The sequence below is a fragment of the Bacillus cabrialesii genome (genome assembly GCF_004124315.2).
GTDB lineage: Bacteria > Bacillota > Bacilli > Bacillales > Bacillaceae > Bacillus > Bacillus cabrialesii.
In genome coordinates, this window is record NZ_CP096889.1 from 3441444 (window position 1) to 3465809 (window position 24366).

23 protein-coding genes, 1 tRNA gene and 1 pseudogene are annotated in these 24366 nt (G+C 42.2%); 11 read left to right on the forward strand and 14 right to left on the reverse strand.

The genetic code is table 11. The features are described from left to right. Positions 1–9: 9 nt before the first annotated feature. The 3 genes from EFK13_RS17620 to EFK13_RS17630 all read right to left on the reverse strand — a co-directional run bounded on the left by EFK13_RS17620 (position 10) and on the right by EFK13_RS17630 (position 3453). The gene (locus EFK13_RS17620) at positions 10–1827 is read right to left on the reverse strand and encodes a polysaccharide biosynthesis protein (RefSeq protein ID WP_193554151.1); all 1818 of its coding nucleotides are present in this window, start codon (positions 1825–1827) and stop codon (positions 10–12) included. Between the two features lie 232 nt (positions 1828–2059). Then, positions 2060–2743, reverse strand: coding sequence for a protein tyrosine kinase EpsB (gene epsB / locus EFK13_RS17625; protein ID WP_129507529.1), 684 nt, complete (start codon positions 2741–2743; stop codon positions 2060–2062). A gap of 5 nt (positions 2744–2748) precedes the next feature. Continuing rightward, entirely contained in the window at positions 2749–3453 is a 705-nt protein-coding gene (locus EFK13_RS17630) for a YveK family protein (RefSeq protein ID WP_129507528.1), read from the reverse strand. A gap of 231 nt (positions 3454–3684) precedes the next feature. Between EFK13_RS17630 and slrR the strand changes: the two genes are divergently transcribed. From slrR to EFK13_RS17645, 3 genes are all read left to right on the forward strand, one after another. Then, positions 3685–4143, forward strand: coding sequence for an HTH-type transcriptional regulator SlrR (slrR, locus tag EFK13_RS17635; RefSeq protein WP_129507527.1), 459 nt, complete (start codon positions 3685–3687; stop codon positions 4141–4143). A gap of 74 nt (positions 4144–4217) precedes the next feature. After that, the gene (gene pnbA, locus EFK13_RS17640; protein ID WP_129507526.1) at positions 4218–5687 is read left to right on the forward strand and encodes a para-nitrobenzyl esterase; all 1470 of its coding nucleotides are present in this window, start codon (positions 4218–4220) and stop codon (positions 5685–5687) included. A gap of 2 nt (positions 5688–5689) precedes the next feature. Next, complete coding sequence (locus EFK13_RS17645) at positions 5690–5881, forward strand: hypothetical protein (RefSeq protein ID WP_064816236.1); 192 nt, start codon at positions 5690–5692, stop codon at positions 5879–5881. Between the two features lie 25 nt (positions 5882–5906). On the opposite strand, the gene padC is transcribed toward EFK13_RS17645, so the two are convergent. The 5 genes from padC to EFK13_RS17670 all read right to left on the reverse strand — a co-directional run bounded on the left by padC (position 5907) and on the right by EFK13_RS17670 (position 9761). Continuing rightward, on the reverse strand, positions 5907–6392 hold the full coding sequence (gene padC / locus EFK13_RS17650; protein WP_003235304.1) for a phenolic acid decarboxylase: 486 nt from the start codon (positions 6390–6392) through the stop codon (positions 5907–5909). A 21-nt stretch (positions 6393–6413) separates the two neighbouring features. Then, entirely contained in the window at positions 6414–6869 is a 456-nt protein-coding gene (locus tag EFK13_RS17655; protein ID WP_129507525.1) for a DUF3237 domain-containing protein, read from the reverse strand. 123 nt (positions 6870–6992) lie between these two features. Next, a complete protein-coding gene (locus EFK13_RS17660; RefSeq protein WP_129507788.1) occupies positions 6993–7676 on the reverse strand; it encodes an aspartate/glutamate racemase family protein in 684 nt (227 codons plus the stop codon). Between the two features lie 21 nt (positions 7677–7697). Continuing rightward, positions 7698–9053, reverse strand: a complete 1356-nt coding sequence (locus EFK13_RS17665; RefSeq protein ID WP_129507524.1) for a serine hydrolase — start codon at positions 9051–9053, stop codon at positions 7698–7700. A 150-nt stretch (positions 9054–9203) separates the two neighbouring features. Further along, positions 9204–9761 carry a C1q-like domain-containing protein gene (locus EFK13_RS17670; protein ID WP_129507523.1) on the reverse strand — a complete coding sequence of 186 codons (558 nt, stop codon included), beginning with the start codon at positions 9759–9761 and terminating at the stop codon, positions 9204–9206. Between the two features lie 629 nt (positions 9762–10390). Here EFK13_RS17670 and sacB point away from each other — a divergent pair. The 6 genes from sacB to EFK13_RS17700 all read left to right on the forward strand — a co-directional run bounded on the left by sacB (position 10391) and on the right by EFK13_RS17700 (position 16526). Then, entirely contained in the window at positions 10391–11812 is a 1422-nt protein-coding gene (gene sacB, locus EFK13_RS17675) for a levansucrase (RefSeq protein ID WP_129507522.1), read from the forward strand. 76 nt (positions 11813–11888) lie between these two features. Further along, positions 11889–13439, forward strand: coding sequence for a glycoside hydrolase family 32 protein (locus EFK13_RS17680; RefSeq protein ID WP_129507521.1), 1551 nt, complete (start codon positions 11889–11891; stop codon positions 13437–13439). A 108-nt stretch (positions 13440–13547) separates the two neighbouring features. Beyond that, positions 13548–15110: an aspartate/proton symporter AspP gene (aspP, locus tag EFK13_RS17685; RefSeq protein WP_129507520.1), complete on the forward strand. Its 1563-nt coding sequence runs from the start codon at positions 13548–13550 to the stop codon at positions 15108–15110. Positions 15111–15204: 94 nt separating this feature from the next. After that, positions 15205–15789 (forward strand): TetR/AcrR family transcriptional regulator, encoded by a 585-nt coding sequence (locus EFK13_RS17690; RefSeq protein WP_129507519.1) that lies wholly within the window; start codon positions 15205–15207, stop codon positions 15787–15789. 81 nt (positions 15790–15870) lie between these two features. Then, positions 15871–16206 carry a DMT family transporter gene (locus EFK13_RS17695; protein ID WP_129507518.1) on the forward strand — a complete coding sequence of 112 codons (336 nt, stop codon included), beginning with the start codon at positions 15871–15873 and terminating at the stop codon, positions 16204–16206. Next, positions 16206–16526 (forward strand): DMT family transporter, encoded by a 321-nt coding sequence (locus EFK13_RS17700; protein WP_129507517.1) that lies wholly within the window; start codon positions 16206–16208, stop codon positions 16524–16526. The genes EFK13_RS17695 and EFK13_RS17700 overlap by 1 nt, the downstream gene beginning before the upstream one ends. Positions 16527–16561: 35 nt before the next feature. Here EFK13_RS17700 and EFK13_RS17705 read toward each other — a convergent pair whose 3' ends face one another. Continuing rightward, positions 16562–17074: a DUF3231 family protein gene (locus EFK13_RS17705; RefSeq protein WP_129507516.1), complete on the reverse strand. Its 513-nt coding sequence runs from the start codon at positions 17072–17074 to the stop codon at positions 16562–16564. Positions 17075–17490: 416 nt separating this feature from the next. Here EFK13_RS17705 and EFK13_RS17710 point away from each other — a divergent pair. Further along, a pseudogene (locus EFK13_RS17710) lies at positions 17491–17977 on the forward strand (patatin-like phospholipase family protein). A gap of 417 nt (positions 17978–18394) precedes the next feature. Here the strand turns inward: EFK13_RS17710 and EFK13_RS17715 are convergent. The 5 genes from EFK13_RS17715 to EFK13_RS17735 all read right to left on the reverse strand — a co-directional run bounded on the left by EFK13_RS17715 (position 18395) and on the right by EFK13_RS17735 (position 23479). Continuing rightward, complete coding sequence (locus EFK13_RS17715) at positions 18395–19540, reverse strand: serine hydrolase (protein ID WP_129507515.1); 1146 nt, start codon at positions 19538–19540, stop codon at positions 18395–18397. After that, a complete protein-coding gene (locus EFK13_RS17720; protein WP_129507514.1) occupies positions 19485–20834 on the reverse strand; it encodes a DCC1-like thiol-disulfide oxidoreductase family protein in 1350 nt (449 codons plus the stop codon). Before EFK13_RS17720 ends, EFK13_RS17715 begins: the two co-directional genes overlap by 56 nt. A gap of 21 nt (positions 20835–20855) precedes the next feature. Then, entirely contained in the window at positions 20856–21524 is a 669-nt protein-coding gene (locus tag EFK13_RS17725; RefSeq protein ID WP_129507513.1) for a DUF5819 family protein, read from the reverse strand. Positions 21525–21576: 52 nt separating this feature from the next. Beyond that, complete coding sequence (locus EFK13_RS17730; protein ID WP_240034940.1) at positions 21577–21891, reverse strand: hypothetical protein; 315 nt, start codon at positions 21889–21891, stop codon at positions 21577–21579. Positions 21892–23403: 1512 nt separating this feature from the next. Further along, positions 23404–23479, reverse strand: a tRNA-Arg gene (locus tag EFK13_RS17735). Between the two features lie 269 nt (positions 23480–23748). Here EFK13_RS17735 and clpP point away from each other — a divergent pair. Further along, the gene (gene clpP / locus EFK13_RS17740) at positions 23749–24345 is read left to right on the forward strand and encodes an ATP-dependent Clp endopeptidase proteolytic subunit ClpP (protein WP_064816223.1); all 597 of its coding nucleotides are present in this window, start codon (positions 23749–23751) and stop codon (positions 24343–24345) included. Positions 24346–24366 lie beyond the last annotated feature (21 nt).

Sequence of the window (24366 nt, forward strand, 5' to 3'; positions counted from 1 at the left end):
TCACTCCCCCTAATGAGCACTGGCAGCTGTCAATTTGTCTGTATCGATCGCCGCAAACAGCCTCGCTCTCAGATCGGCTTCCGGCAGCTCATTATAGTCCTCGATAAAGCGCATCAGCACAGGCCAATCGCCGTCCACCGCTTTGCCAATATGTATTTTCGGAAAGATTTGTTCAGCGTGTACTTCATTTTTGTTCAGCAATTCCTCATACATTTTTTCACCGGGGCGAATGCCTGTGAATTCGATAGGAATCTGCTCAGTCGTGTAGCCGGACAAATGAATGAGGTTTTTGGCAAGATCCACAATTTTTACGGGCTCTCCCATATCGAGAACAAAAATCTGGCGCCCTTTCGCCAGTGCCCCGGCTTGGATAACAAGTCTTGAGGCCTCGGGAATTGTCATAAAATAGCGGGTCATCGCCGGATGTGTTACCGTCACCGGGCCGCCTTTTTCAATCTGTTTTTTAAAAATCGGAATGACACTGCCGCGGCTCCCGAGCACATTGCCGAAGCGGACAGCGACAAATTTGGTTCTGCTGACTTTTCCGAGATTCATAATAATCATCTCGGCGAATCGTTTTGTCGCCCCCATTATATTGGCCGGGTTCACCGCTTTGTCTGATGAAATCAGCACGAACGTCTCTGTCCCCGACATATCGGCTGCTTCCGCGACATTTTTTGTTCCGATGATGTTGTTTTTGACAGCCTCTTCAGGATTGTGTTCCATTAAAGGCACATGCTTGTGGGCAGCTGCATGGTAGACAACGTGCGGCTCGTACTTTTTCATCAAGGTAAACATTTTATCGCGGTCCTGCACATCCGCGATTTCGGTATGGAACACGATGTGTTTGCCGAATCGTCCGTTCAGCTCTGTATAAATTGAATGAATGCTGTTTTCCCCATGGCCGAGCAAAATAATTTCCTTAGGCTGAAACGCGCTGATCTGCCGGCAGATTTCCGAGCCGATTGATCCGCCCGCTCCCGTGACGAGAACTGTTTTTCCTTTGATGCGGTTCGAAATTTCACTTGTGTCGAGGGTGATCGGCTTTCTGCCGAGCAAATCCTCAGCTTTTACATCTCTGATTTGTCCGGCAGTTCGTGTGCCGAGCAGCATTTCATCAAAATGAGGCATAATTTTAATGTTTACTCCCGTTCGCACACATTCTTTATATAATACTTGAAGCTCATGGGTGCGAAGTGAAGGAATGGCAATAATAATATAGTTAATTTTGAGTTTTTGTATCGCAGGCATGATACTTTCTTTTCCGCCGATTACGGGCAGCCCCATAATTTCTAATTTATGCTTCGTTTGGTCGTCATCAATAAAAGCGACAGGTATGATGTCAGGATCATCTTTTGAAAGCAGCTGCCTGACCATCAGTGTCCCGCCTGAACCCGCTCCGATAATCAACGCGCGGGACGAGGCGCTGCGGTTTTTTCTAATGCTTTCTTTTAACACTCTGGATAAAACACGGGTTCCGCCGATAGACAAAAGCTGAAGCACCCAGCACGCGGTTAACAGACGGAAAAACATCGTATGATACACAGCATACTGAATGACGCCGGTTACAACGGCTGATAGCGTAATGCCCTTAAGCAGGACGATCAGCTCGCCGAGTCCTGTGTATGTCCATACCTGTTTATACTGATGAAACAGGAAAGCACATACATGATAGCTGAGGAGCAAGCTGACAGCGGTAAGCAATAATGCTCCGGAGTCATAAAATTGATAGGAATCTTTTAAAAATTGATATCCTGCAATAATTGAATTTAAAACGAGATACGTATCCAGCGCAATAATCATTGAGAGTCTTCTCCGGTAACTCAACCTTTTCCCCCCTAATTCTTTTATCGGTTTAGCTGCGGCGGTTTTCGTCCTCAAAACATCGGCAGCAGCTAAACCGACAACACGTCCTATGTATATATCAGATAAGTGGGCATTTAACCCGTCCTCACGCCCCGCCAGCGACGACCAGCATCTAAGGCAGCAAATCAGCTGCCCACAGCAGAGCCGAGTGCCTCCATTGATACAGGTCAGGAGACATCACCTTTACAATCTATTAGTAGGAATAGTGTTCCGATTTTTTCATTTTCTTTTTGTTTAAAAGAGCGCCTAACAGCTTGGCATTGGATTGTTCCAGTGCATCCTTCGCTTTCAGGACGGTATCGTTTTTTGTTTTTCCGCTTAACACGACGAGCACACTGCCGTCTGTCTGATTTGCTAAAATCTGAGCATCCGCAACAGCCAAAAGCGGAGGGGAATCAAAGATGACGAGGCTGAATTGTTCATAGATGTCAGCGATTAAATCCCCCATCGCTTTTGAAGACAGAAGTTCAGCCGGATTCGGCGGGGTCGGCCCGCTTGTCAGCACATATAAGTTATCAATCGGCGTCTTTTGCACCGTCTCACTGAGTGAAGCATTACCAACCAGGACATTTGTCAGCCCGGTTACATTCTCAACCTGGAATGTCTGATGGATGGTCGGCTTTCTTAAATCGGCATCCACCAGCAGCACTTTCTTTTCCTGCTGCTGCGCAAAGACAGCCGCAAGATTCGCCGCACTGAACGATTTACCTTCACCGGGCACAGAGGAGGTGACGAGAATAGACCGCAAGTTGGTCTGGACAGATGAGAACTCAATGTTTGTCCGAATGGTGCGATATTGTTCTGCAACAACTGACTTATTATGTAATACGGATATTTGAGCCAAACCTCGCCTTGCTTTCTTTTTTCTAAAGATCACTCGCTTCACTCCCCGAAATGTTTTATCCCGCGATTCCGCCTCTTTTGGACATCAGGGACGGAGCCTAAACACGGCAATCCGGTTCTCTCGCTGAGCTGCCGCGCGCTTTTGCACGTATCGTCGAGAAAATGCAGAAAAAATGCCAGTGTAATGCCGCCCATGACTGCAGCGCCAAAAGCCATGACCATATTTCGCAGCCTGGCCGGCTTGATCATCGGGCTTTCAGAAGCCTTCGCCTCTGATAAAATATGCACGCCTTGTACATTCATTCGTTCATCTACTTCTTTTTCAAACTTATTCACTAATGTGTTCGCAATCTCAGCCGCTTTCGCCGGATCGTGATCCTGGACGGCAACGGTGATAATTTCTGATTCATTTTCACTGCTGGTAATGACTTTTCCTTTCAGCGAGATAGGTGATTCAGAAAGGTGCAATTCTCCCTTGACCTCTTCCATCAAGGCAGTGCTTTTCATAATCGATTGGAACGTGCTGCTGTATTGAAGATTTCTCTGGATGTCACTGAGATTCGAGTTTTCTTCACCGTCTGATTCATGAATCAGCACTTGTGTCGACGCCTGATAGGTCGGTGAAATAACCTTAAATTGCACAAAACCCGTAATCAGGGTAACGCCGATTGTGATGAGCAGAATCAGTACGAATCTGTGTCTGACAATCGCATATAATTCTTTAAAACTCATATTCTCATTCATGTATTCATAGCCTTCAGGCTTCCCGCGCCCCTTTCTGTTAATGATTGGATTATAAAAGAAAATAGTATTATTTTAAAATTGCAAAATAAGCCAATAAGTTCTCTTTAGAGAACAAAATCATGATTTTCCTCTTATTTACTGCACTTCCCTTATTATTTCAAATTTTATAAAGAACGAATAATTCCTTATAATGAACGAAATAACGACAGGAATAGAGGAGAATTTTATATTATGATTGGAAGAATTATCCGTTTATACCGTAAAAGAAAAGGCTATTCTATTAATCAGCTGGCTGTTGAGTCAGGTGTGTCTAAATCCTATTTAAGCAAGATTGAAAGAGGCGTTCATACGAATCCGTCCGTTCAATTTTTAAAAAAAGTTTCCGCCACACTGGATGTAGAATTAACAGAATTATTCGACGCAGAAACGATGATGTATGAAAAAATCAGCGGAAGTGATGAAGAATGGCGCGTGCATCTTGTGCAAGCCGTTCAAGCCGGAATGGAAAAGGAAGAGCTGTTCACTTTTACGAACATAATGAAGAAAGAGCAGCCTGAAACCGCTTCCTATCGCAACCGTAAACTGACAGAATCGAATATAGAAGAATGGAAAGCGCTGATGGCGGAAGCAAGAGAAATCGGCTTAACTGTCCAGGAAGTTAAATCCTTTTTCAAAACGATGGGAAGATAAATATCGGCTAAGGGCTGACGTTCGCATCTCCAGGACAAATTTGTTTATAATGGGGGAAAAAGGGAGAGAGAACGATGTCTCATAAAACAATAACGACTCAGTACGGCAAAGTAAAAGGTACAATCGAAAACGGCGTACATATATGGAAAGGCATCCCCTATGCCAAGCCGCCTATCGGACAATCGCGTTTTAAAGCACCGGCGCCGCCTGAAGCGTGGGCGAACGAACTGGACGCCACCTCGTACGGCCCGGTTTGCCCTCAGCCGTCTGATTTGCTGTCACTTTCATATGCTGAGCTCCCCCGCCAGTCCGAGGATTGCCTGTATCTCAATGTGTTCGCGCCTGACACTCCGAGCCAAAACAAGCCTGTGATGGTGTGGATTCATGGCGGCGCTTTTTATCTTGGTGCAGGCAGTGAGCCATTATACGACGGATCAAGACTTGCAGCGCAGGGAGAAGTCATTATCGTTACACTGAACTATCGGCTGGGGCCGTTTGGCTTTTTGCACTTGTCTTCGTTTGATGAAGCGTATTCGGATAACCTTGGGCTTTTGGACCAGGCCGCCGCACTGAAATGGGTGCGAGACAATATCTCAGCATTTGGCGGTGATCCGGAGAACGTAACGATATTTGGAGAATCCGCAGGCGGCATGAGCATTGCCGCGCTGCTCGCTATGCCTGCGGCAAAAGGCTTGTTCCAGAAGGCGATCATGGAAAGCGGCGCTTCCCGAACAATGACGAAAGAAAAAGCGGCTAGCACCGCGGCAGCTTTTTTACAGGTCCTTGGAATGAACGAAAGCCAATTGGATAGATTGCATACGGTTTCTGCGGAAGATTTGCTCAGAGCGGCCGATCAGCTCCGCAAAGCAGGAAATGAAAACATCTTTCAGCTGTTCTTCCAGCCAGCACTTGATCCGAAAACGCTGCCTGCAGAACCAGAAAAAGCGATCGCGGACGGAGCTGCCGCCGGCATTCCGCTGTTAATCGGAACAAACCGCGATGAAGGATATTTATTTTTCACACCGGACTCAGACGTTCATTCACAGGAAACGCTTGATGCCGCGCTCGAGTATTTATTAGGGAAGCCGCTGGCCGAGAAAGCCGCCGATCTATATCCGCGCTCTCTGGAAAGCCAAATTCATATGATGACTGATTTGTTATTCTGGCGCCCGGCCGTCGCCTGCGCCTCCGCCCAGTCCGATTACGCGCCTGTCTGGATGTACCGATTCGACTGGCACCCCGATAAGCCGCCGTACAATAAAGCGTTTCACGCATTAGAGCTTCCTTTTGTTTTCGGAAATCTGGACGGGTTGGAGCGGATGGCAAACGCGGAGGTTACAGATGAGGTCAAACAGCTTTCTCACACCATACAATCAGCATGGATCACGTTCGCCAAAACAGGAAACCCAAGCACCAAAGAAGTAAAGTGGCCGGCTTACGACGCAGAAGCAAGGAAGACGCTGATTTTAGATTCAGAGGTTACGATCGAAAACGATCCTGAATCTGAAAAAAGGCAAAAACTATTCCCTTCACAAGGAGAATAAACATGGGGAAAACAGGATATATTGGCGCTGTCATCGTTGTGGCAGCTTGTATCATCATTTTGTCTGCAGTGGTGTTTTTACGTGACACCACCTATTACCAGCCCATCCGCTGGACTGGAATTATACTGTTTTTCGCGGGAATTGTAATGGTCCCCGCATATTCAGCAAAAAGAAAACCCGGGAAAGAGAAATAGCTCTCTTTTCCGGGTTTTTCTGTTTTTATAATTTTCCCGCGCGAATGTCGTCTGTCATGCCCTCATAAGGAGCTTTCGAAATCACTTCTTCGTTGTCGGCTCCTTCATTTTTCAGAAAAGTAATCTCCGCAAATTCAGGTACAACGTATTTTGGATACGTTTCATATTTTTCACGGGATTCTTTCATCAGGTCAATGTGGTCATTTTGGTAGCAGACCGTAATTTCAGGATGTTCATGCACCCATTTCGGGAAGAATATAATGCCGTGCATGCGTTTTTCATTCGGCATAAAGTTTAATGAAACATCTGTGCCTGTCGGCTCTGTCCAGGACACTTTGTATACGCCCTCCGTCAGTTTGACAATATTGACTTCCTGATCCCGAACCCAGCGTCCGGCAACCATTCCGCTATGAATTCTATAATCGATTGTATGGTCATTTTTAATATAAATCTCGTATTCCCATCCATTTTCATAAGTATAAATCATGTGGCTTCCGATAAAGTTTTCCATCTTTCACACTCTCCTTAGTCTTTACTGTACTTCATAAATGTCTAGTCGAACGTAATCAGGGGTTCTTTCTGCGGAACCGATAAACAAGCGGTCATGCAGCCATTGATAGGCTTCACTGCCTGTTTCAAATGTCGGCACCGTACGGAAATAAACATGCTCCGGATCAATGATTTCCCCGGCCGCGGCTTGTTTTAGAAACGGCTCGCTGACTTGCCGTATTCCATTGTTTTCAATGTAAATCAGTTCATGATCGGCTGTTTCGATCACATACCTGGCAGATAAATCTGTTCTGCCGTCAGCGCGAATGATTTGTGAATCGGCACCGCCCGGCAAAATACGTCCTCTTACTTCCCCGGTTATTGTTCCCGAACGAATCGGAATCCACCGTCTCAGTCCCAGGCCTGTCTCACCAATCGAGATAGGCGGATCAACCTTGATTTCTAAAGAGGCAAATCGTTTTAAAACCGGCTTATTCATAAGAACTGCCTCACCTCCAGAAAAAAATCATGTAACTATTTACATGTTTACTTTAATACTATTGCGTACAGCTGTCAAACAATAGGAGCACAAAAAACAAGGACTGCGTGCAGACAGTCCTTGTTAGCTTTGATAAGAAAGATATGTGCTGACAGTGCTTTTTGCAAGACAGTCAGCGGAATCGATAATCGGAATCTCACTTTGAATATGATCTAACACCGCATTTAAATCCGTGCAGGCTGAAATGATGATGTCTGCATGCTGACTGATTTCTTCATATAGCGTCTGCCACAATGCTTGTGTGTACTCCATATGATTCGGCTGTTTGATTGCGGCGATGAGCTGATTCACAGCCTGCTGCCAATGATCATTGTGAACAGCTTCTTGTCCGTTTGCCTTCAGCCCTTTTTGATAGATGGCGGATTGCATGGTTGAATCTGTTCCTAAAACCGCCGCTTTTTTTGCAGTATGCGGAATTTCTTTTATCGTTTCCTCAATGATATGTAACAAAGGAACCGACAATTCCCGCTGAATCTCTTCATAGTACACATGTGCCGTATTACAAGGAAGAGCAATGAAATCAACGCCTGTTTTCTCGAGCTTTATCGCTCCATTAATAATCGCCCTTTTCATCTCATCATGGTCAACGGGACGATCCGCATAAAAGGGTGTCGGACATGAATAGATCATCATGTGCGGATAGTCGATATCGTTTTCAGCGCCATACAGCTTCTGACAGTAATCAATGACCTTATCAATAAACGGCGATGTCGATTTCGGTCCCATTCCGGCTAATATTCCGATCATTACGTTCAATCCTTTCTAATACTAATTCGTACGGACCGCTTCTTCTTCTGTGCCATCCTCATAGATGATAAAGCTTTTCGCAACCTCATCACCTAAAACAAATTCTATTTCAACAGACAATGATCGCAGAAAGAAACGGATTTCCGATGAAGGAAATAATTCCAGCCTCAGCTGTCCGGTGATGTGCAGATAAAGCCTTTCATTCTCGGCAGTCACCGCAGCGGCCATCCCATCCTGCAAGACGTAGCTTCCAACATAACGGCTGTATATCGACGGATCTATTTTTTTCTTCTTTTTATCAGCAGGACGTTCCGGAATTTCATACGTCTGGCCAAATAAAATATTCTCCGCCGCCTTCAGAATCGCTTGTTCATATTCAGCATCCTCTTCCTTATTGCTCAAATAGATCAGCGTCTTACGGTGATCTATATATCGGACCATCATTGTCGAATAGCCGGGCCACCCTCCGCTGTGGCTGACAATCTTCCCTTTTTCAGGACTGTTTTGCAGCACCCAGCCAAAGCCGTAATTGAACGTTTCACCATTGTTCAGGCGCACCGGAGAAAATGCGGCTTCCTTAGAAGCGTTGCTGATGAAATCGTCCTCATATAAAACCTGATCTAAGCGAAACAAATCGCTTGCGACAGAGTTCACCGTCCCATCTCCCTGAATCCCATCGAGGTAAACAACATAGTTCGTTTCCTCCAGATCATCAGGAAGGACGTACGTTTCGGAATGTACATCATACACATATCCGTATGCATAATGATCGATCCGTTCAGGCCGAAGCCTCCTATTATACACTCTCGTTTCCTTCATGCCGACCGGTGAAAAAATACGTGTTTTCATAAAATCCGCATAGCTCATGCCAGATGCTTTTTCAATGATAACCGCCAGCAGCACATACCCCGTATTCCTGTACAGCCAGCCTTCATTCGGCTCAAAATAACCAGGCAGCCCCTCATTCATCAGCATATCGACAATATCCTGATTCACCGCAATCTTGTGTTGATCCCAATTGGCAAAAAACCATCCCATATAATCAGGAAGCCCGGACGTATGATTCAATAAATGCCGAATCGTGACGCCCGTATAAGGAAAGCCCGGCAGCCAGCGCTCCACTTTGTCTTCATACCCAAGAATTCCTTTCTCCTCCAGCAATATAACGCCCAAAGCTGTGAACGGCTTTGACAGAGACGCTAACTCAAACAAAGAGTTGGTTTGCAAAGGGCGTTTTTCCGTCAGATCCGCATAACCGAAAGAGTGATGGTATAAGATATCGCCATCCTCCGCAGCCAGAATCGTCCCGTTGAACTGATATTCTTCAGCTAATGTCTCAAATAACGTCTTAAGGTGCTTTCTTTTATTCTGCTTCATTCCTCCACCTCCCATATCTCTGTACGTTACTAAGCTGTTAACGTTTCAAATATTATGAAAATAATAAAAAAAGCTGATCAATCCTCAAACAGGAAAAATCAACTTTAATATAAAGCGGTTTAGACCTGCATGAATCAAAAAAACCCCTTTTTACGAAGTCGGAGAAGGAACTCTAGCGGCTGCAAAACGGGTTCTCGTAGTCGCTTGAATGACTCCGGCTGCAGTACTTCTCATTGCAACTGTGACCGTATCTCCGGCGTTTAGCTGAAGAATTTCTGTAATGGCTACGATTGCTGGGAGATTCCCTGCTTGAGTTTTGTTATTTCCGCCTACCACATTTTGATTCACAAGAAATACGACTTCTAAGTTGAAGTCAACAATCGCATTCGGTTGAAACTCAACTGATGCATTAAGAGAATATACGCCTGGTGCTCTCGGTGAAAATGTAGATGTGCCGGGGTTATATTCATTCGCCAAATCAAATTGAACATTTTGAAATAAAACTCCGCTTGCTGCATTTGCAGCCACTGACAGATTCATATTGCTGGTGGCTCTGAAAGCAGAAGCAGGCTGGTTAGCAATTGGTGTGAAAAGCTGGTTTTGTTGAGCTGATGGGGTGTTTCCATTTCTTCCTTGCATAACACTTGGTGATAAAAGAGGCTCCGGCAGATCGTTCCTCTTAATCCATTTAGTTGGCCGTGACGGCATGGCTTTTTCCTCCTCATAAATCTTTCGCTTCTATCATTTGTTTGCTAGCAATATATTATTATATTAATCGTTAAGGACATTGAAACGGTATCTGCCCGACTGTCCTAAAAATAGAAATGATAGCAGCAGTGAAAGACCTCAATTAGATAATCTTTTTAATCGATCAACATTCATTCTGCATACATGCCGTTCACTATTATTTAGTAAATGAGTTATTGTATATGAATGATCATTTTCTGAATTATTATTAAAAGGAAACTTTATACCCATGCAACAGTGGCTGGAAAAAATCCAGAGAATGAAAAGAAACAAATAGATATTTTAGTTCTTTAGATCTAGTAACTTTTATATCTTTTTATGATTTTCTATCAAACAAAAGAGGAAAATAGACCAGTTGCAATCCAAACGAGAGTCTAATAGAATGATGTCGAAAAGTAAATCACGCAGGTTTGTTACTGATAAAGCAGGCAAGACCTAAAATGTGTAAAGGGCAAAGTGTATTCTTTGGCGTCACCCCTTACATATTTTAGGTCTTTTTTTATTGTGCGTAACTGACTTGCCATCTTCAAACAGGAGGGCTGGAAGAAGCAGACCGCTAACACAGTACATAAAAAAAGGAGACATGAACGATGAACTTCAAAAAGTTTGCAAAACAAGCAACAGCATTAACCTTTACTACTGCACTGCTGGCAGGAGGCGCGACTCAAGCGTTTGCGAAAGAAACAACTCAAAAACCGTATAAGGAATCTTACGGCATTAGCCATATTACACGCCATGACATGCTGCAAATCCCTGAACAGCAAAAAAGTGAAAAATATCAGGTTCCTGAATTCGACCAATCCACAATTAAAAATATCTCTTCTGCAAAAGGCCTGGACGTTTGGGACAGCTGGCCATTGCAAAACGCTGATGGCACAGTCGCAAACTATCACGGCTACCACATCGTCTTTGCATTAGCGGGAGACCCTAAAAATGCGGATGACACATCCATCTACATGTTCTATCAAAAAGTCGGCGAAACTTCTATTGACAGCTGGAAAAACGCTGGCCGCGTCTTCAAAGACAGCGACAAATTCGATGCAAATGATTCAATCCTGAAAGACCAAACACAAGAATGGTCTGGTTCAGCGACATTCACATCTGACGGTCACATCCGTTTGTTCTACACTGACTTTTCTGGTAAACATTACGGCAAACAAACACTGACAACTGCACAAGTTAACGTATCAACTACAGACAGCTCTCTGAACATCAACGGTGTAGAAGATTACAAATCAATCTTTGACGGTGACGGCAAAACGTATCAAAATGTACAGCAGTTCATCGATGAAGGCAACTACAGCTCAGGCGATAACCATACGCTGAGAGATCCGCACTACGTAGAGGATAAAGGTCACAAATACTTAGTATTTGAAGCGAACACTGGCACTGAAGACGGCTACCAAGGCGAAGAATCATTATTTAACAAAACTTACTATGGCAAAAGCACATCATTCTTCCGTCAAGAAAGCAAAAAGCTTCTGCAAAGTGATAAAAAGCGCACTGCTGAATTAGCTAACGGCGCACTCGGCATGATCGAGCTAAATGATGACTACACACTGAAAAAAGTGATGAAACCGCTGATTGCATCTAACACAGTCACAGATGAAATCGAACGCGCGAACGTCTTTAAAATGAATGGCAAATGGTATCTGTTCACTGACTCTCGCGGATCAAAAATGACAATCGACGGCATTACATCTAATGACATTTACATGCTTGGTTATGTTTCTGATTCCCTAACTGGCCCATACAAGCCGCTGAACAAAACAGGCCTTGTGTTAAAAATGGATCTTGATCCTAACGATGTGACATTTACTTACTCACACTTCGCTGTTCCTCAAGCTGAAGGAAACAATGTCGTGATTACAAGCTACATGACAAACAGAGGATTCTTCGCAGACAAACAAGCAACGTTTGCGCCAAGCTTCCTTCTGAACATCAAAGGCAAGAAAACATCTGTTGTGAAAGACAGTATCCTTGAACAAGGACAATTAACAGTTAACAAATAAAAACGCAAAAGAAAATGCCGATATCCTATTGGCATTTTCTTTTATTTCTTATCAACATCATAAAGGTGAATCCCATATGAACTATAAAAAAGCAGGCAAATGGCTAACCGTATTCCTGAGCTTTTTAGGAATATTGCTGTTTATCGACTTATTGCCAAACGAAGAACCTGTCAAAAAAACAAAATCAACACAGAAACCGGACTACCGGGCGGCATATCATTTTACGACTCCTGATAAATGGAAAAATGATCCCCAAAAACCGATCTACTTTGATGGAAAGTATCATTATTTCTATCTTTATAACCGGGATTACCCAAAAGGCAACGGCACAGAATGGCGCCATGCTGTATCAGAGGATTTGGTGCACTGGACCGATGAAGGCGTGGCGATTCCGAAATATACAAACCCAGACGGCGACATTTGGACCGGTTCTGTTGTGATCGATAAAGATAACACAGCCGGATTCGGAAAAAATGCGCTTATCGCGATTGTGACACAGCCTTCTGCCAAAGACAAAAAACAGGAGCAACATTTGTGGTACAGCACAGACAAAGGAAAATCATTCAAGCCCTACAGTGATAACCCCGTTATGCCTAATCCGGGCACAGACGATTTCAGAGACCCGAAAGTCATATGGGATGACCAGGACAATAAATGGGTAATGGTCATGGCGGAAGGAACAAAAGTCGGATTTTATGAATCCGAAAATTTAAAGGACTGGCGTTACACAAGCGGTTTCTTCCCTGAGCAGGCGGGCATTGTGGAATGCCCCGACCTCTACATGATGCGGGCAAGTGACGGAACAAATAAATGGGTTCTCGGCGCGAGCGCGAACGGCAAACCGTGGGGCAAACCAAATACGTATGCCTACTGGACCGGAAGCTTCGACGGAAAAGAATTTACAGCGGATCAGACTGAAGCCCAATGGCTTGACTACGGCTTTGACTGGTACGGAGGCGTGACGTTCGAAGACGGCAAAAGCACAGATCCATTAGAAAAGCGGTATGCGCTTGCCTGGATGAACAATTGGGATTACGCCAACAACACACCGACAATGAAGAACGGCTTTAACGGCACAGATTCTGTTGTACGCGAACTCCGGCTGCAGGAACAGGACGGCACATACAGCCTCATCTCACAGCCGGCCGAAGCTTTAGAACAGCTGACTATTTCAACTGACAAAATAGAGGATCAAGATGTGAGCGGATCAAAAACACTGTCGATCACAGGCGATACGTATCAGCTGGATATGGATCTTTCTTGGTCAGAGCTGAAGAATGCAGGCGTGAGACTGAGAGAATCGGAAGACCAAAAACGCCATATTGATGTCGGCATTTTCGCCGAGGGCGGCTATGCATATGTCAATAGAGCGGCCGCAAATCAGCCTGACAAAAGCAATACCTATGTCGAAAGCCAAGCTCCTTACGATGTAAGCAAACATAAGGCGCATTTGAAAATTCTCGTCGATAAAACAACGATAGAAGTATTTGTCGGCGACGGGAAAACCGTTTTTTCAAATGAAGTGTTCCCAAGACCTGAAGATAAGGGCATTACCCTTTATTCTGACGGCGGCACAGCCTCATTCAAAAATATAACGGTGAAACATTTGGATACGGTTCATGAATAAAAAACAGGTGCAGCGCGGGCTGCACCTGTTTTTTTATTTAGAGCGGTATTCTCTGTTACGTATTGGGCATTGTAAGGAATATAAGGCTGGTTTCTAAGGAGGAAGCGGATGTCTAAACAAGGAAATTTTCAAAAATCAATGTCGCTGTTTGATCTGATTTTGATTGGGATGGGAGCCATCTTTGGATCAGCGTGGCTGTTCGCCGTCAGCAATGTCGCCTCAAAAGCAGGACCCTCCGGCGCTTTTTCCTGGATCATCGGCGGAGCCATCATTCTGTTAATCGGACTTGTATACGCGGAGCTTGGGGCCGCTCTGCCCCGCACCGGAGGCATTATTCGATACCCCGTGTATTCACATGGCCACCTTGTCGGCTATTTAATTTCATTTGTCACGATTGTCGCTTACACAAGCCTGATTTCGATTGAAGTTACGGCTGTGCGCCAATATGTGGCCTATTGGTTTCCCGGCCTGACCATAAAAGGATCTGATTCGCCGACCATTGCAGGCTGGATCTTGCAGTTTGCCTTGCTTTGCTTGTTTTTCCTGCTGAATTATTGGAGCGTCAAAACCTTCGCGAAGGCGAATTTCATCATCTCCATTTTTAAATATATTGTACCGGTTACCATCATTATCGTGCTGATCTTTCATTTTCAGCCTGAGAATTTATCTGTTGAAGGATTCGCACCGTTTGGTTTTACAGGCATTCAGGCTGCGATTTCGACAGGCGGTGTCATGTTTGCCTATCTCGGCCTGCACCCGATTGTGGCTGTTGCAGGTGAAGTGCAAAATCCAAAACGCAACATCCCGATCGCTTTAATCATTTGCATTATCGTTTCAACCATTATTTACACGATTCTGCAGATCACCTTTATCGGGGCAATCCCGACAGAAACGCTAAAACATGGCTGGCCAGCTATCGGGCGGGAATTTTCATTGCCGTTTAAAGATATTGCGGTCATGCTCGGCTTAGGCTGGCTTGCAACGCTTGTCATTTTAGACGCCATTCTGTCTCCCGGAGGAAACGGGAATATTTTTATGAACACGACGTCTCGCCTCGTTTACGCCTGGGCGCGGAACGGCACATTATTCGGCATATTTTCAAAGGTCAATAAAGAAACGGGAACCCCCCGTGCTTCACTCTGGCTTTCGTTTGCCATGTCGATTTTCTGGACGCTTCCCTTCCCTTCGTGGAACGCGCTCGTCAATGTCTGTTCTGTCGCGCTGATCCTTTCTTATGCGATTGCCCCGATTTGCTCGGCAGCGCTGAGGGTCAATGCGAAGGACTTAAACAGGCCGTTTTATTTAAAAGGAATGAGCATCATCGGACCGCTTTCCTTTATTTTTACGGCGTTTATTGTGTACTGGTCCGGATGGAAAACCGTTTCCTGGCTGCTCGGTTCACAACTCGTGATGTTTGTGATCTATCTCTGTTTCAGCAAATATGCCCCTAAAGAGGATGTCAGTCTTGCTCAGCAGCTGAAATCAGCATGGTGGCTCATCGGGTTTTATATCATGATGCTGATCTTTTCCTACATCGGTTCTTTCGGACACGGTTTAGGCATTATCAGCAATCCCGTCGACCTTATTTTAGTCGCTATCGGCTCTCTTGCGATTTACTACTGGGCAAAGTATACCGGGCTCCCGAAAGCCGCCATTGATTATGATAAATAAAGAAGCAAGATTTTATCTTGCTTCTTTATTCTTTACAAACGCACATGCCCGAGATAAAATGAATGATAGTCAGTCATTATAGGAGGTGTTCCTCATGCCAAAACAAACATCGGGCAAATATGAAAAAATTCTGCAGGCAGCCATTGAAGTCATTTCTGAAAAAGGTCTCGACAAGGCCTCTATTTCTGATATTGTCAAAAAGGCCGGCACCGCCCAAGGAACGTTTTATTTGTATTTCTCATCTAAAAACGCCCTTATTCCGGCAATTGCAGAAAATCTTCTCACCCATACGCTGGATCAAATCAAAGGAAGACTTCAAGGGGATGAGGATTTTTGGGCTGTTTTAGATATATTAATTGACGAGACATTTCTCATAACAGAACGCCATAAGGATATTATCGTTCTCTGTTACTCCGGGCTTGCGATTGACCACTCTATGGAAAAATGGGAGACGATCTATCAGCCTTATTATTCTTGGCTCGAAAAAATCATCAATAAGGCGATTGTAAACCATGAGGTAACTGATGGGATCAATGCAAAATGGACGGCCAGAACGATTATCAACTTGGTCGAGAACACTGCTGAACGGTTCTATATCGGGTTTGAACAAGATGAAAATATTGATGTATCAAAAAAAGAAATCTTTACTTTTTTAAGGCGAAGCTTAGGTAGAGCTTAAAAAATGACTGGGTCACACCGCTCATTTTTTAACGCCTCAAAAATGACTGACGTTCATTCATAAAATGGAGAGGTGTTTCATTTGAATTGGGTGCTTGTTTTCATTGCAGGACTTTTAGAAATTGTTTGGGCGTCTTCCCTTAAACACGCCGACTCGCTTTTGGATTGGGTCATCATTTTTATTTTGATCGCAATCAGCTTTATCCTGTTAATCCGCTCTTATCAAAAAATCCCGATGGCCGCGGCGTACACTGTATTCGTCGGAATCGGAACCGTGGGAACATATATCACCGGAATTGTTTTGGGCGAAGCCTTCTCAGCAGCCCAAATGTTCTTTTTGGCTTTATTGCTGGCCGGTATTTTAGGAATGAAGCTATTCACGAAAGAAAGTAAATCTCATCCGGAAGGTGAAAAATAATGGCATGGTTTTTATTAGTGATTGCCGGCATAGAAGAAATTATAGCTGCAATTGCCATGAAATATATAGACGGAACAAGAAAAAAATGGCCGATCATTGTGATGACTGTTGGATTTGGCTTATCCTTTTACTGCCTCTCCCAAGCGATGCTGGTCCTTCCTGCCGGAGTCGCTTATGCCGTCTGGACCGGCATTGGCAGCATTGGCGTGTCGGCGGTCGGGTTCATCTGGTTTAAGGAGCGGTTTCAGCTTCCGCAGGTAATTTCTCTTTTCCTTATCCTCGCTGGCGTCATCGGTCTACGCCTGACGTCTTCATCATAAAATAAAGGCACATACAGCTGTATATGCCTTTGCCATTAAGCGTCTTGATGTTTTTGAAGATGAAGCGGCGGCGGGATGAGCCAGCCTTTGTTTTTTAGCAGCCTTAAGTATTTTGCGCCGGTTGCCGCTTTCGATACATGGAATTGCCCAAACATCATGGCAATATCCTCGCGAATCGACTGTCCCATAATTTTGCTGCATGTCACAAGGCCTGCAGCATTTTGCGCTGCCGCAGATGCCGCCACATCCGGATCAAGAAACCGCGCACCCGGCGGAATATCGTTAAGATCTGCAGCCGGCGGTTCAGGAGAAGCCGGCGGAAGCGCCACCCCGTTTTCCTTCAGGATCGTGCTGATCTGTTTGATTTCATCTTGGCACTTTTCAATGGACTCACGAAGCAGCTTCTTCAGATCGTCATCACCGACATGATGCAATAACATCTGGTAATTGCCGACCATTTTATTGCCCGCCATGACATAGCTCCACAAGCTGAATACTTCACCGTAATGCATCGGTTCATCCTGCGGATTTCCGCTTAAAATTCCCATGTTCATCCTCCTCGCAAATTCAATATCGCACATTTCATAACGTGCCCAAGAGGAGGAACATTTATGTTTCAGCGGACAAGATTTATGAAAAAAACAAAAAAGACAAGAGTGGCAAGTTGCCAAAACTCTTGTCTTTCCTCTTTTTATGTTTGCCTGCTAAGGCCTTTTTCGTCGGTAAGGTCTGCTGAGAAACCCGTTGATTCTTCATACAATTTTGAGCAGACTCCCTGTCAAATCCTCCAACAAGCGTTTTTTCTTATCGTTTTTAGGAGCAGTGTCCAGTTTTTTTCGGAGTGAATATTTGTTAGGCCAAAAGAAAAGAGAAATGAAGAAGTGTTTCGTACAAGAGGTATACATCCATACAACAGACTCTAGATCATCATATACTCAATGTATGTAGAAAGGAGAAATCAGCTTTGGCAAAATATCGGATTATGACCTTTGACGACGGCGGTACCTTAGGTGTTTTAAGTTTACAACTGTTAAACAGATTGGCTAGGAAAAACCCAAAGTTAATTAGTCGAACCCATGTATTTTCGGGAAATTCAATCGGTTCATTTACTGCCCTTGCATTAGCAAGGGGAAGATCTCCGAGGGAAACACTTCAGTATTTTGAGGCCCGAAAATCTGAAGAACCTTCCTCCAAATTGGGGAGTCCTTTTGGACAGGTCGCCTAATGAACCTTTACTGCCATTTCTTCAGATGATCTCTGGCGGTAATGGGTACTATGAATCCATGGTCAGTGCGAATCTTCTGGGAGATCGCTTTTTCCGGTTAGATCCGCGGATTCCGAACTTCTCCAAAACGGACCCTGCCGTCGTTCCCGCTGTCATTGAAATTGCGAACAAAACCAACTTACAACCTGCGATTCAATTTATAGAGAAGAACTGGGGGAGCAAATAATTTTTATTTTAAATCGATTCTCGCTTATACAACTTTGTCCGAGAGAAGATTCTCGAAATAAATACAGGCAATGGGTAAAATAGAACCGGATTTTTTTAAAGGTTTGTTAATCACAGGCTAATAAGATGAATGAAAAAATCAATTCATGCTTCTTCTTTTGAAAATGAGGGTTCAAACTAAAGAATGTAATTGATCGTGATTGGTTTGAAATGTTACTCTAAGGTTTGCAATTCCCTTTTTCCACACAAAAAAAGACAAGAGCGGCGAAATGCCAAACCCTTGTCTTTCCTGTTGTTCTATTGGACGCGCTCGGAGGGATTCGAACCCCCGACAGACGTGGTACCGGAAACAATTAAAGAGCTTCTTAACATCTGTAAATATGATGGTTTTATTTTAAAATTCCGTATTTCAACATTATTATAATGTCCCCTTTAAATCAGTTATTAATTGTTGTCGAAATAAGGGGTCGTTAGTTATCTTTTGAAGAAATGGCTGATAAACATGATCAATCCATAACATATCTAAACGAGTCATGTCCTCAATAAAAAAGGCCAAAGAAATAGAATCTGACGCAGTTTCTTTAAAAATAGCCGACGTCATAACAAATAAGGTAGAGCCTCCTTTATACCAAATACGGTTTTCAGCTTGAAGGTTCGGCGGTCCTGTTATCTCATCTAATATTCCTTTTTCCGCTTCACTTAAGAGGTCACCGGTTCCCAGACGGTACATTAATCTGGCGTAGTTTTCACTGGATGAAGATGGAAGTTTCCTCGTGAACTCCCTTTGTATATTAATATGATTAGCAGAAGAAAGTGAGGATATTAATGGAGCAGCTTTACCATGCACAAGGGCATCGAAAGTCTTTCCTGAAATATCCATGAAATATTTTTGCTTCATCTCTTTCATATAACCAGAGATTTCTTTCGTTTTTTTCTTTTCATATTTTTTTAGATAAGGAGCGACTAACATCGAAGAGTTTATAGAAAAGACAGGTGTGTGATTATCCGGCAAATATTCATCAATTATTTTTTGGATATTGTCTTTTCCGATCCTTAAGTAAATATAATCGGTGCATGCATTTGAACTGTATCTCATCATACCAATGAGGACTTCTTTCATCGTCACAGTTTGACCGATATTCTCTTTGCTCTTCCAAATTTCGTGTGCTCCTCCGTCGGTATTCGGAATATAAAATTTATCTATTTCAATGATACTGACAGTATCATTGAAACTTATCTGATTTTTTCTGGCCTCATGTACAAATGCCAACAAAAAAAGGATTTTCACTGTACTGGCTAAGGGAAACATCTTACTTCCATTATGATTTAAAAGGATTTGATCATTTTGTATAACAGTCAGCGAAAAGCGCTCAGGATGAGATAACATAAAACGTGTTAAATCCTCGACCGTCCTATTTCGATCTCTTCTTTTCAAAAATGCCGCTAAACCAAAAAAACCGAATATAAAAACAACTACTATTAGTATTAAAACAATGAGGAACAAACTATTACCCCTTTCTCTGTTGCTGATTGAGTCCGCATGCCCCATGATCACATCGCCCATAAGGAATTATTTTCCTATTTGAAGAAATCAAATCATATATCCTATCGCTAACACGAAACAACTTAGCCAAGAGGAGTATTATATACAATCCCCATAGCGGAATAATCCGCTTGCTTATTTCAATAAAAGTGTCTGCACCTGAGACGATGCCTTTTTTCAATGTCTTTCCATGCATTCGTTTTTCTAATTCCATTAAACCTACCTCATCATTAATAGACAATGTCTCATCACGAAAGGATTCGAAAACAATTAAATTGAACCAGTCCGCCCTCTCGATACGGTTTTTCGTTTTGATACATAACGGGCACCATGCATCATAGTATACAGTCATTTTCCAGTGAGCTTGAAATTTCCGCATTAATTTCTTTCTTACCATCCAATGAAGATTATGCTTCAATTGCTGATAAGTAGAGAATAAGCGGTTGTACTCCTTATCTGTAAAAATCACCAACTCAATCGCAATCATGACAATAGAAAAGGAATATAACCCCATACCAAATGCAATACCTAAATGCAGTAAACAAACCATCAAAACAGCAAGCCATTTTGTATTTTTGTTTATAATTAGAAAAGGAAACGCAATTTTTAATAATACACTAGAATAACAAATCACAACACTTAGATAGATGTGTTGACTGACTAACGACTCAAGAAAAGGCATCGCAACCGTTTTAACTTGTGATATGTAATATAAGGCTGTTCCATGATTCCAAGTCTCGCCCATAATTTGATAAATAGCAGACGTAACATATACAATACAAACTTGCATAATACAAAACAAAACAACAAAGTACTGAATAATATTAGCGGTAGTTTTCCTATAGTCAGATACGTAAACCTCTTTTTTTCGCAACGTTGCATCTATAGAAAAATATTTTGTAGTATTTGCAAACAAGAGATAAAAAAGTGTAATTATCATTAAATTGTCGCCGCCGTCTCCAATATATGAGAAACGAACATATAATGAATAGAACAAAACATAATTCAAGATGCCCACGAGTCGGCCTTTAAAACCAAGAGTAAATAGAATTGCTGTCACAATGCCAACATGATATACCGCATCAAAGTATTTTAAAGATGAAGTTAAATTATACAATGAATATGTAATTGGTTTCATAACATTATGAAATGTATTGATACCATAATCGGAGAACAAGAAATACCTTTGATTGTAATGGATTAAATAAAAATATAAAATGAGCAAACCAAATACGATGCGAAGCAAGCTCACCCCAATATAAAAACGTTCTTTCGCAAAATAGTCGATAACTCTGTTAGTGATACTGTTATTCATAATATTGTTCCTCCACTCCCATTAAAAAAACGGAACCACTTCATTATTGAACGTTTTCCATTTAAATGTAGTGCTTTGTTCTAATTTCACATCTTTTTCATTGTTATCCCGCAGAGAAAATGGAACAGGTTTCACTGTATCTATTCTTACTCTTATTCTTTTTATTGTTTTAGGATTATAAATAGATTTAGCATACGAACTTGCATAACGATATACATTTTCCTCGCCAATCTTTTGGCTCTTCCCTATCTCTTTTGTTATAGCTTTTACCTGTTTATCATTTTCATCTGCTTTTTTAACGTATTGAAAAATGACATCATCTTGATTAGTTCCAAAAATATCAGATGAAAGCCCATCTATAATTCTAACAATTCGATTGTAAGGGGTTACGATTTTGGTGTGATTTTGGTCTTTTAAGGGGGTAGAAATATCAATCCACTCGTTCTTTCCCTGCGCTTTTCCAGTATCAACCTCCATATAAATATTTGTATTAGTTGTAATAGGGTCTGGCGCAAATAGGTGCCAATTCTGTTGGAATAAAGTATTTGTGTAACGATCAGAAACAGGTTTGACCGCAAGAGCTAACGGATTTGGGGGTAGTACAGTAGATAAAATTAAAAAGAAATGTACAACGAAAGTAAATGATAAAGTAAACAACAAACCGATAATAAAAGTTTTATTTTTTTTCATCAAAATCCCCTCTATAAAAAAAGGGGGCCTATAATACCCCCTTCCTTATAAATTATTTTTTGTCAAAAATAACATCCATATCTTGTACCTCTTCGTTTGAAGGTTTAGTTATACCTAACCCTCCATTGTCTATAAACATATTCAAAGCTTTGCCTCCATAATACTTTGCAGCTTCAGTCCCATAAACCCAAGCTTTTTGGGCTAAGTTTCCAACGCCTGCTGCATTAGCATCCTTGCCTTCCTGAGAGACATTTTCCAATTCAACTTTTTTTGTTTCTAATGTTGCTGCTGAAGCTGAAGAATACATTACAGATCCCAGAATCCCAGTTCCAATAGTAACAGCTATAACAAATCTTTTAAGCTTCACAAAATTCCTCCTTTTATTTGTATTCGAATCCAATATTAGGAATAATAGTTTAATATGTCAAATCTTCAAAATTAATTTAAAAGTACCATTTTATAGGAAAAGTAGACTCTTTTTTTATAAATTTATTGTATTACGACTCGTTTAATACAAAACTAAAGTAAAGTTTTTTGACTATATTTTTTATTCTGAATACAGCCAAAAAAATAAAATAGGTATTAAGAACTCTTTTATTCGGATATTAATTCCATAGAAATTGATATTCGTTAAAATAGTGCCATCAAATCATTACCTTTAGGATTTTCCATTTAATCCGCGGTATGTTATATTTTACAGCGAATCGCAATACTCAGCTGAAACATTAAGTTATAAAGGAGATTTTAAATGCGGAAATCAAGTAATATCTGGGCAGTTGCAGTAATTATTGGGACGATCATTACCTTATTTTCATTCGTCTTCCTACGTGATACTGATTATTATGCTGTCCGGTGGGTAGGAGTCGTTATTATGGTTATAGGATTTGTTTGCGGTCCGACCTACATAGCACCAAAAAATAAAAATAATCGTAAAAAAGATACCCAGTAGGTTGGTCTTTGCCCCGTCAAGTAGACAGATATAAATAACCTAAGTAACCAGTCTATTTTGGTATTCTAGCGAAGTACACTAGTTGCTTGTTTTTTTCTGGAATCTTCGAAGATAGACTGAATGATTTTTAATATTCTGATGTAGCTCTTTTTCAGTTTGGCATGAAGAAAAAACATGGTGTAAAAAAAACAATTCGATACATTAACCAGACAGTTATCCTTACAAGAATGACTGAAGGGTTCGAATGGTGATTTGTACCTTGCCATTCGAACCCTATGAGTCTTGCACCATTTTAGTATCCTTATCTTGACACCTTGTTGATCCTTACCATCCATATAATCGGAAAACGCTTTTTTAACGTAGTCTTTGGGTATCCTTTAAAAAAGTTGTCTGACTTTATTTTCCCCGTTAAACTTCAAAGGATCACAGCGTATTTTACCCAATTTTTGAGCTGGGTTAATCTCCGTATCCCTTATTCTTCAAATAAACGCGTTTATAGGGCTTTAGTTTTCTTTCCAAACAAAAGTTGATGGCTTTTATGTTAATTTCTTTCGTAAAGTGTAAAAATATTGTCCTTTTTGCACCATAAAAAATCCCCTCCAAGTTTAACAGCCGCTGCAGAAAATTGGGCCGCTAACTTGGAGGGGACAACCAGGTTGCCGGGTTTTATTTTTTCCTATTAAACTTATTTAAACTTTTCCCTTTTTTGCATAAAAAATGATTTCGAGCATTATATAAGCAGCTTTCAAGGACATTAGAGTTGCACGAACTCTATAACATCTGCTGAAGATTTATCACACATCAGAAAGCACTTGTTCTTATAATATAGAGAGAGGAAACAGGATCCTTAGTTTTTCATTATTCTTCACACAAAAAAAGACAAGAGCGGCAAAAATGCCAAACCCTTGTCTTTTCCGTTGTTCTATTGGACGCGCTCGGAGGGATTCGAACCCCCGACAGACGTGGTACCGGAAACCACCGCTCTATCCAACTGAGCTACGAGCGCATAATGACTGCGTTAGAGAACGTCAGCACAACTAATTATACGATAATTCCTTTCAAATAACAACCCTTATTTCAAGAGGCCGTTTTTTTACATCAGACAAATCATCTGATTTGGCAATCTGACATACGATGGTTTGAACCCCTGAATTTTTGGGGAAAATGGGAAAAAGAGATGACTTTGCATATCCAGCCAGCTTTTTGTTTGACCTTTATTGACCAAAAATGTATCATGTAACTACATACTTACCTAAAAGGTGAAGGAGGAGCATTATGAATTTAATACCTACAGTCATTGAACAAACGAACCGCGGGGAAAGAGCGTATGACATTTATTCTCGTCTATTAAAGGATCGTATCATCATGCTTGGATCTGCGATTGATGACAACGTTGCGAACTCCATCGTGTCACAGCTTTTATTCTTAGAAGCGGAAGACCCTGAAAAAGATATTTCTATTTACATCAACAGCCCGGGCGGCTCTATTACAGCCGGTATGGCGATCTATGATACCATGCAGTTTATTAAGCCGAAGGTATCTACAATTTGTATCGGTATGGCTGCATCTATGGGCGCGTTCCTTCTTGCTGCCGGCGAAAAAGGCAAACGCTATGCGCTTCCAAACAGTGAAGTCATGATTCACCAGCCTCTTGGCGGTGCGCAAGGTCAGGCGACAGAAATTGAAATTGCCGCGAAACGCATTCTCTTGCTTCGCGACAAATTAAACAAAGTTCTTGCTGAACGTACTGGCCAGCCGCTTGAAGTGATCGAACGCGACACAGACCGCGATAACTTCAAGTCTGCTGAAGAAGCGCTTGAATACGGCTTGATTGACAAAATCCTGACTCGCAACACAGAAGACCAAAAGTAATACCGCAACCTGCAAGAGCTA

Coding starts and splice junctions, on each gene's coding strand:
- EFK13_RS17630 (WP_129507528.1), bottom strand. CDS start 3,453: ATGAATGAGAATATGAGTTTTAAAGAATTATATGCGATTGTCAGACAC.
- slrR (WP_129507527.1), top strand. CDS start 3,685: ATGATTGGAAGAATTATCCGTTTATACCGTAAAAGAAAAGGCTATTCT.
- pnbA (WP_129507526.1), top strand. CDS start 4,218: ATGTCTCATAAAACAATAACGACTCAGTACGGCAAAGTAAAAGGTACA.
- EFK13_RS17645 (WP_064816236.1), top strand. CDS start 5,690: ATGGGGAAAACAGGATATATTGGCGCTGTCATCGTTGTGGCAGCTTGT.
- padC (WP_003235304.1), bottom strand. CDS start 6,392: ATGGAAAACTTTATCGGAAGCCACATGATTTATACTTATGAAAATGGA.
- EFK13_RS17655 (WP_129507525.1), bottom strand. CDS start 6,869: ATGAATAAGCCGGTTTTAAAACGATTTGCCTCTTTAGAAATCAAGGTT.
- EFK13_RS17660 (WP_129507788.1), bottom strand. CDS start 7,676: ATGATCGGAATATTAGCCGGAATGGGACCGAAATCGACATCGCCGTTT.
- EFK13_RS17665 (WP_129507524.1), bottom strand. CDS start 9,053: ATGAAGCAGAATAAAAGAAAGCACCTTAAGACGTTATTTGAGACATTA.
- EFK13_RS17670 (WP_129507523.1), bottom strand. CDS start 9,761: ATGCCGTCACGGCCAACTAAATGGATTAAGAGGAACGATCTGCCGGAG.
- sacB (WP_129507522.1), top strand. CDS start 10,391: ATGAACTTCAAAAAGTTTGCAAAACAAGCAACAGCATTAACCTTTACT.
- EFK13_RS17680 (WP_129507521.1), top strand. CDS start 11,889: ATGAACTATAAAAAAGCAGGCAAATGGCTAACCGTATTCCTGAGCTTT.
- aspP (WP_129507520.1), top strand. CDS start 13,548: ATGTCTAAACAAGGAAATTTTCAAAAATCAATGTCGCTGTTTGATCTG.
- EFK13_RS17690 (WP_129507519.1), top strand. CDS start 15,205: ATGCCAAAACAAACATCGGGCAAATATGAAAAAATTCTGCAGGCAGCC.
- EFK13_RS17700 (WP_129507517.1), top strand. CDS start 16,206: ATGGCATGGTTTTTATTAGTGATTGCCGGCATAGAAGAAATTATAGCT.
- EFK13_RS17705 (WP_129507516.1), bottom strand. CDS start 17,074: ATGGGAATTTTAAGCGGAAATCCGCAGGATGAACCGATGCATTACGGT.
- EFK13_RS17715 (WP_129507515.1), bottom strand. CDS start 19,540: ATGGGCGATGTGATCATGGGGCATGCGGACTCAATCAGCAACAGAGAA.
- EFK13_RS17720 (WP_129507514.1), bottom strand. CDS start 20,834: ATGAATAACAGTATCACTAACAGAGTTATCGACTATTTTGCGAAAGAA.
- EFK13_RS17725 (WP_129507513.1), bottom strand. CDS start 21,524: ATGAAAAAAAATAAAACTTTTATTATCGGTTTGTTGTTTACTTTATCA.
- clpP (WP_064816223.1), top strand. CDS start 23,749: ATGAATTTAATACCTACAGTCATTGAACAAACGAACCGCGGGGAAAGA.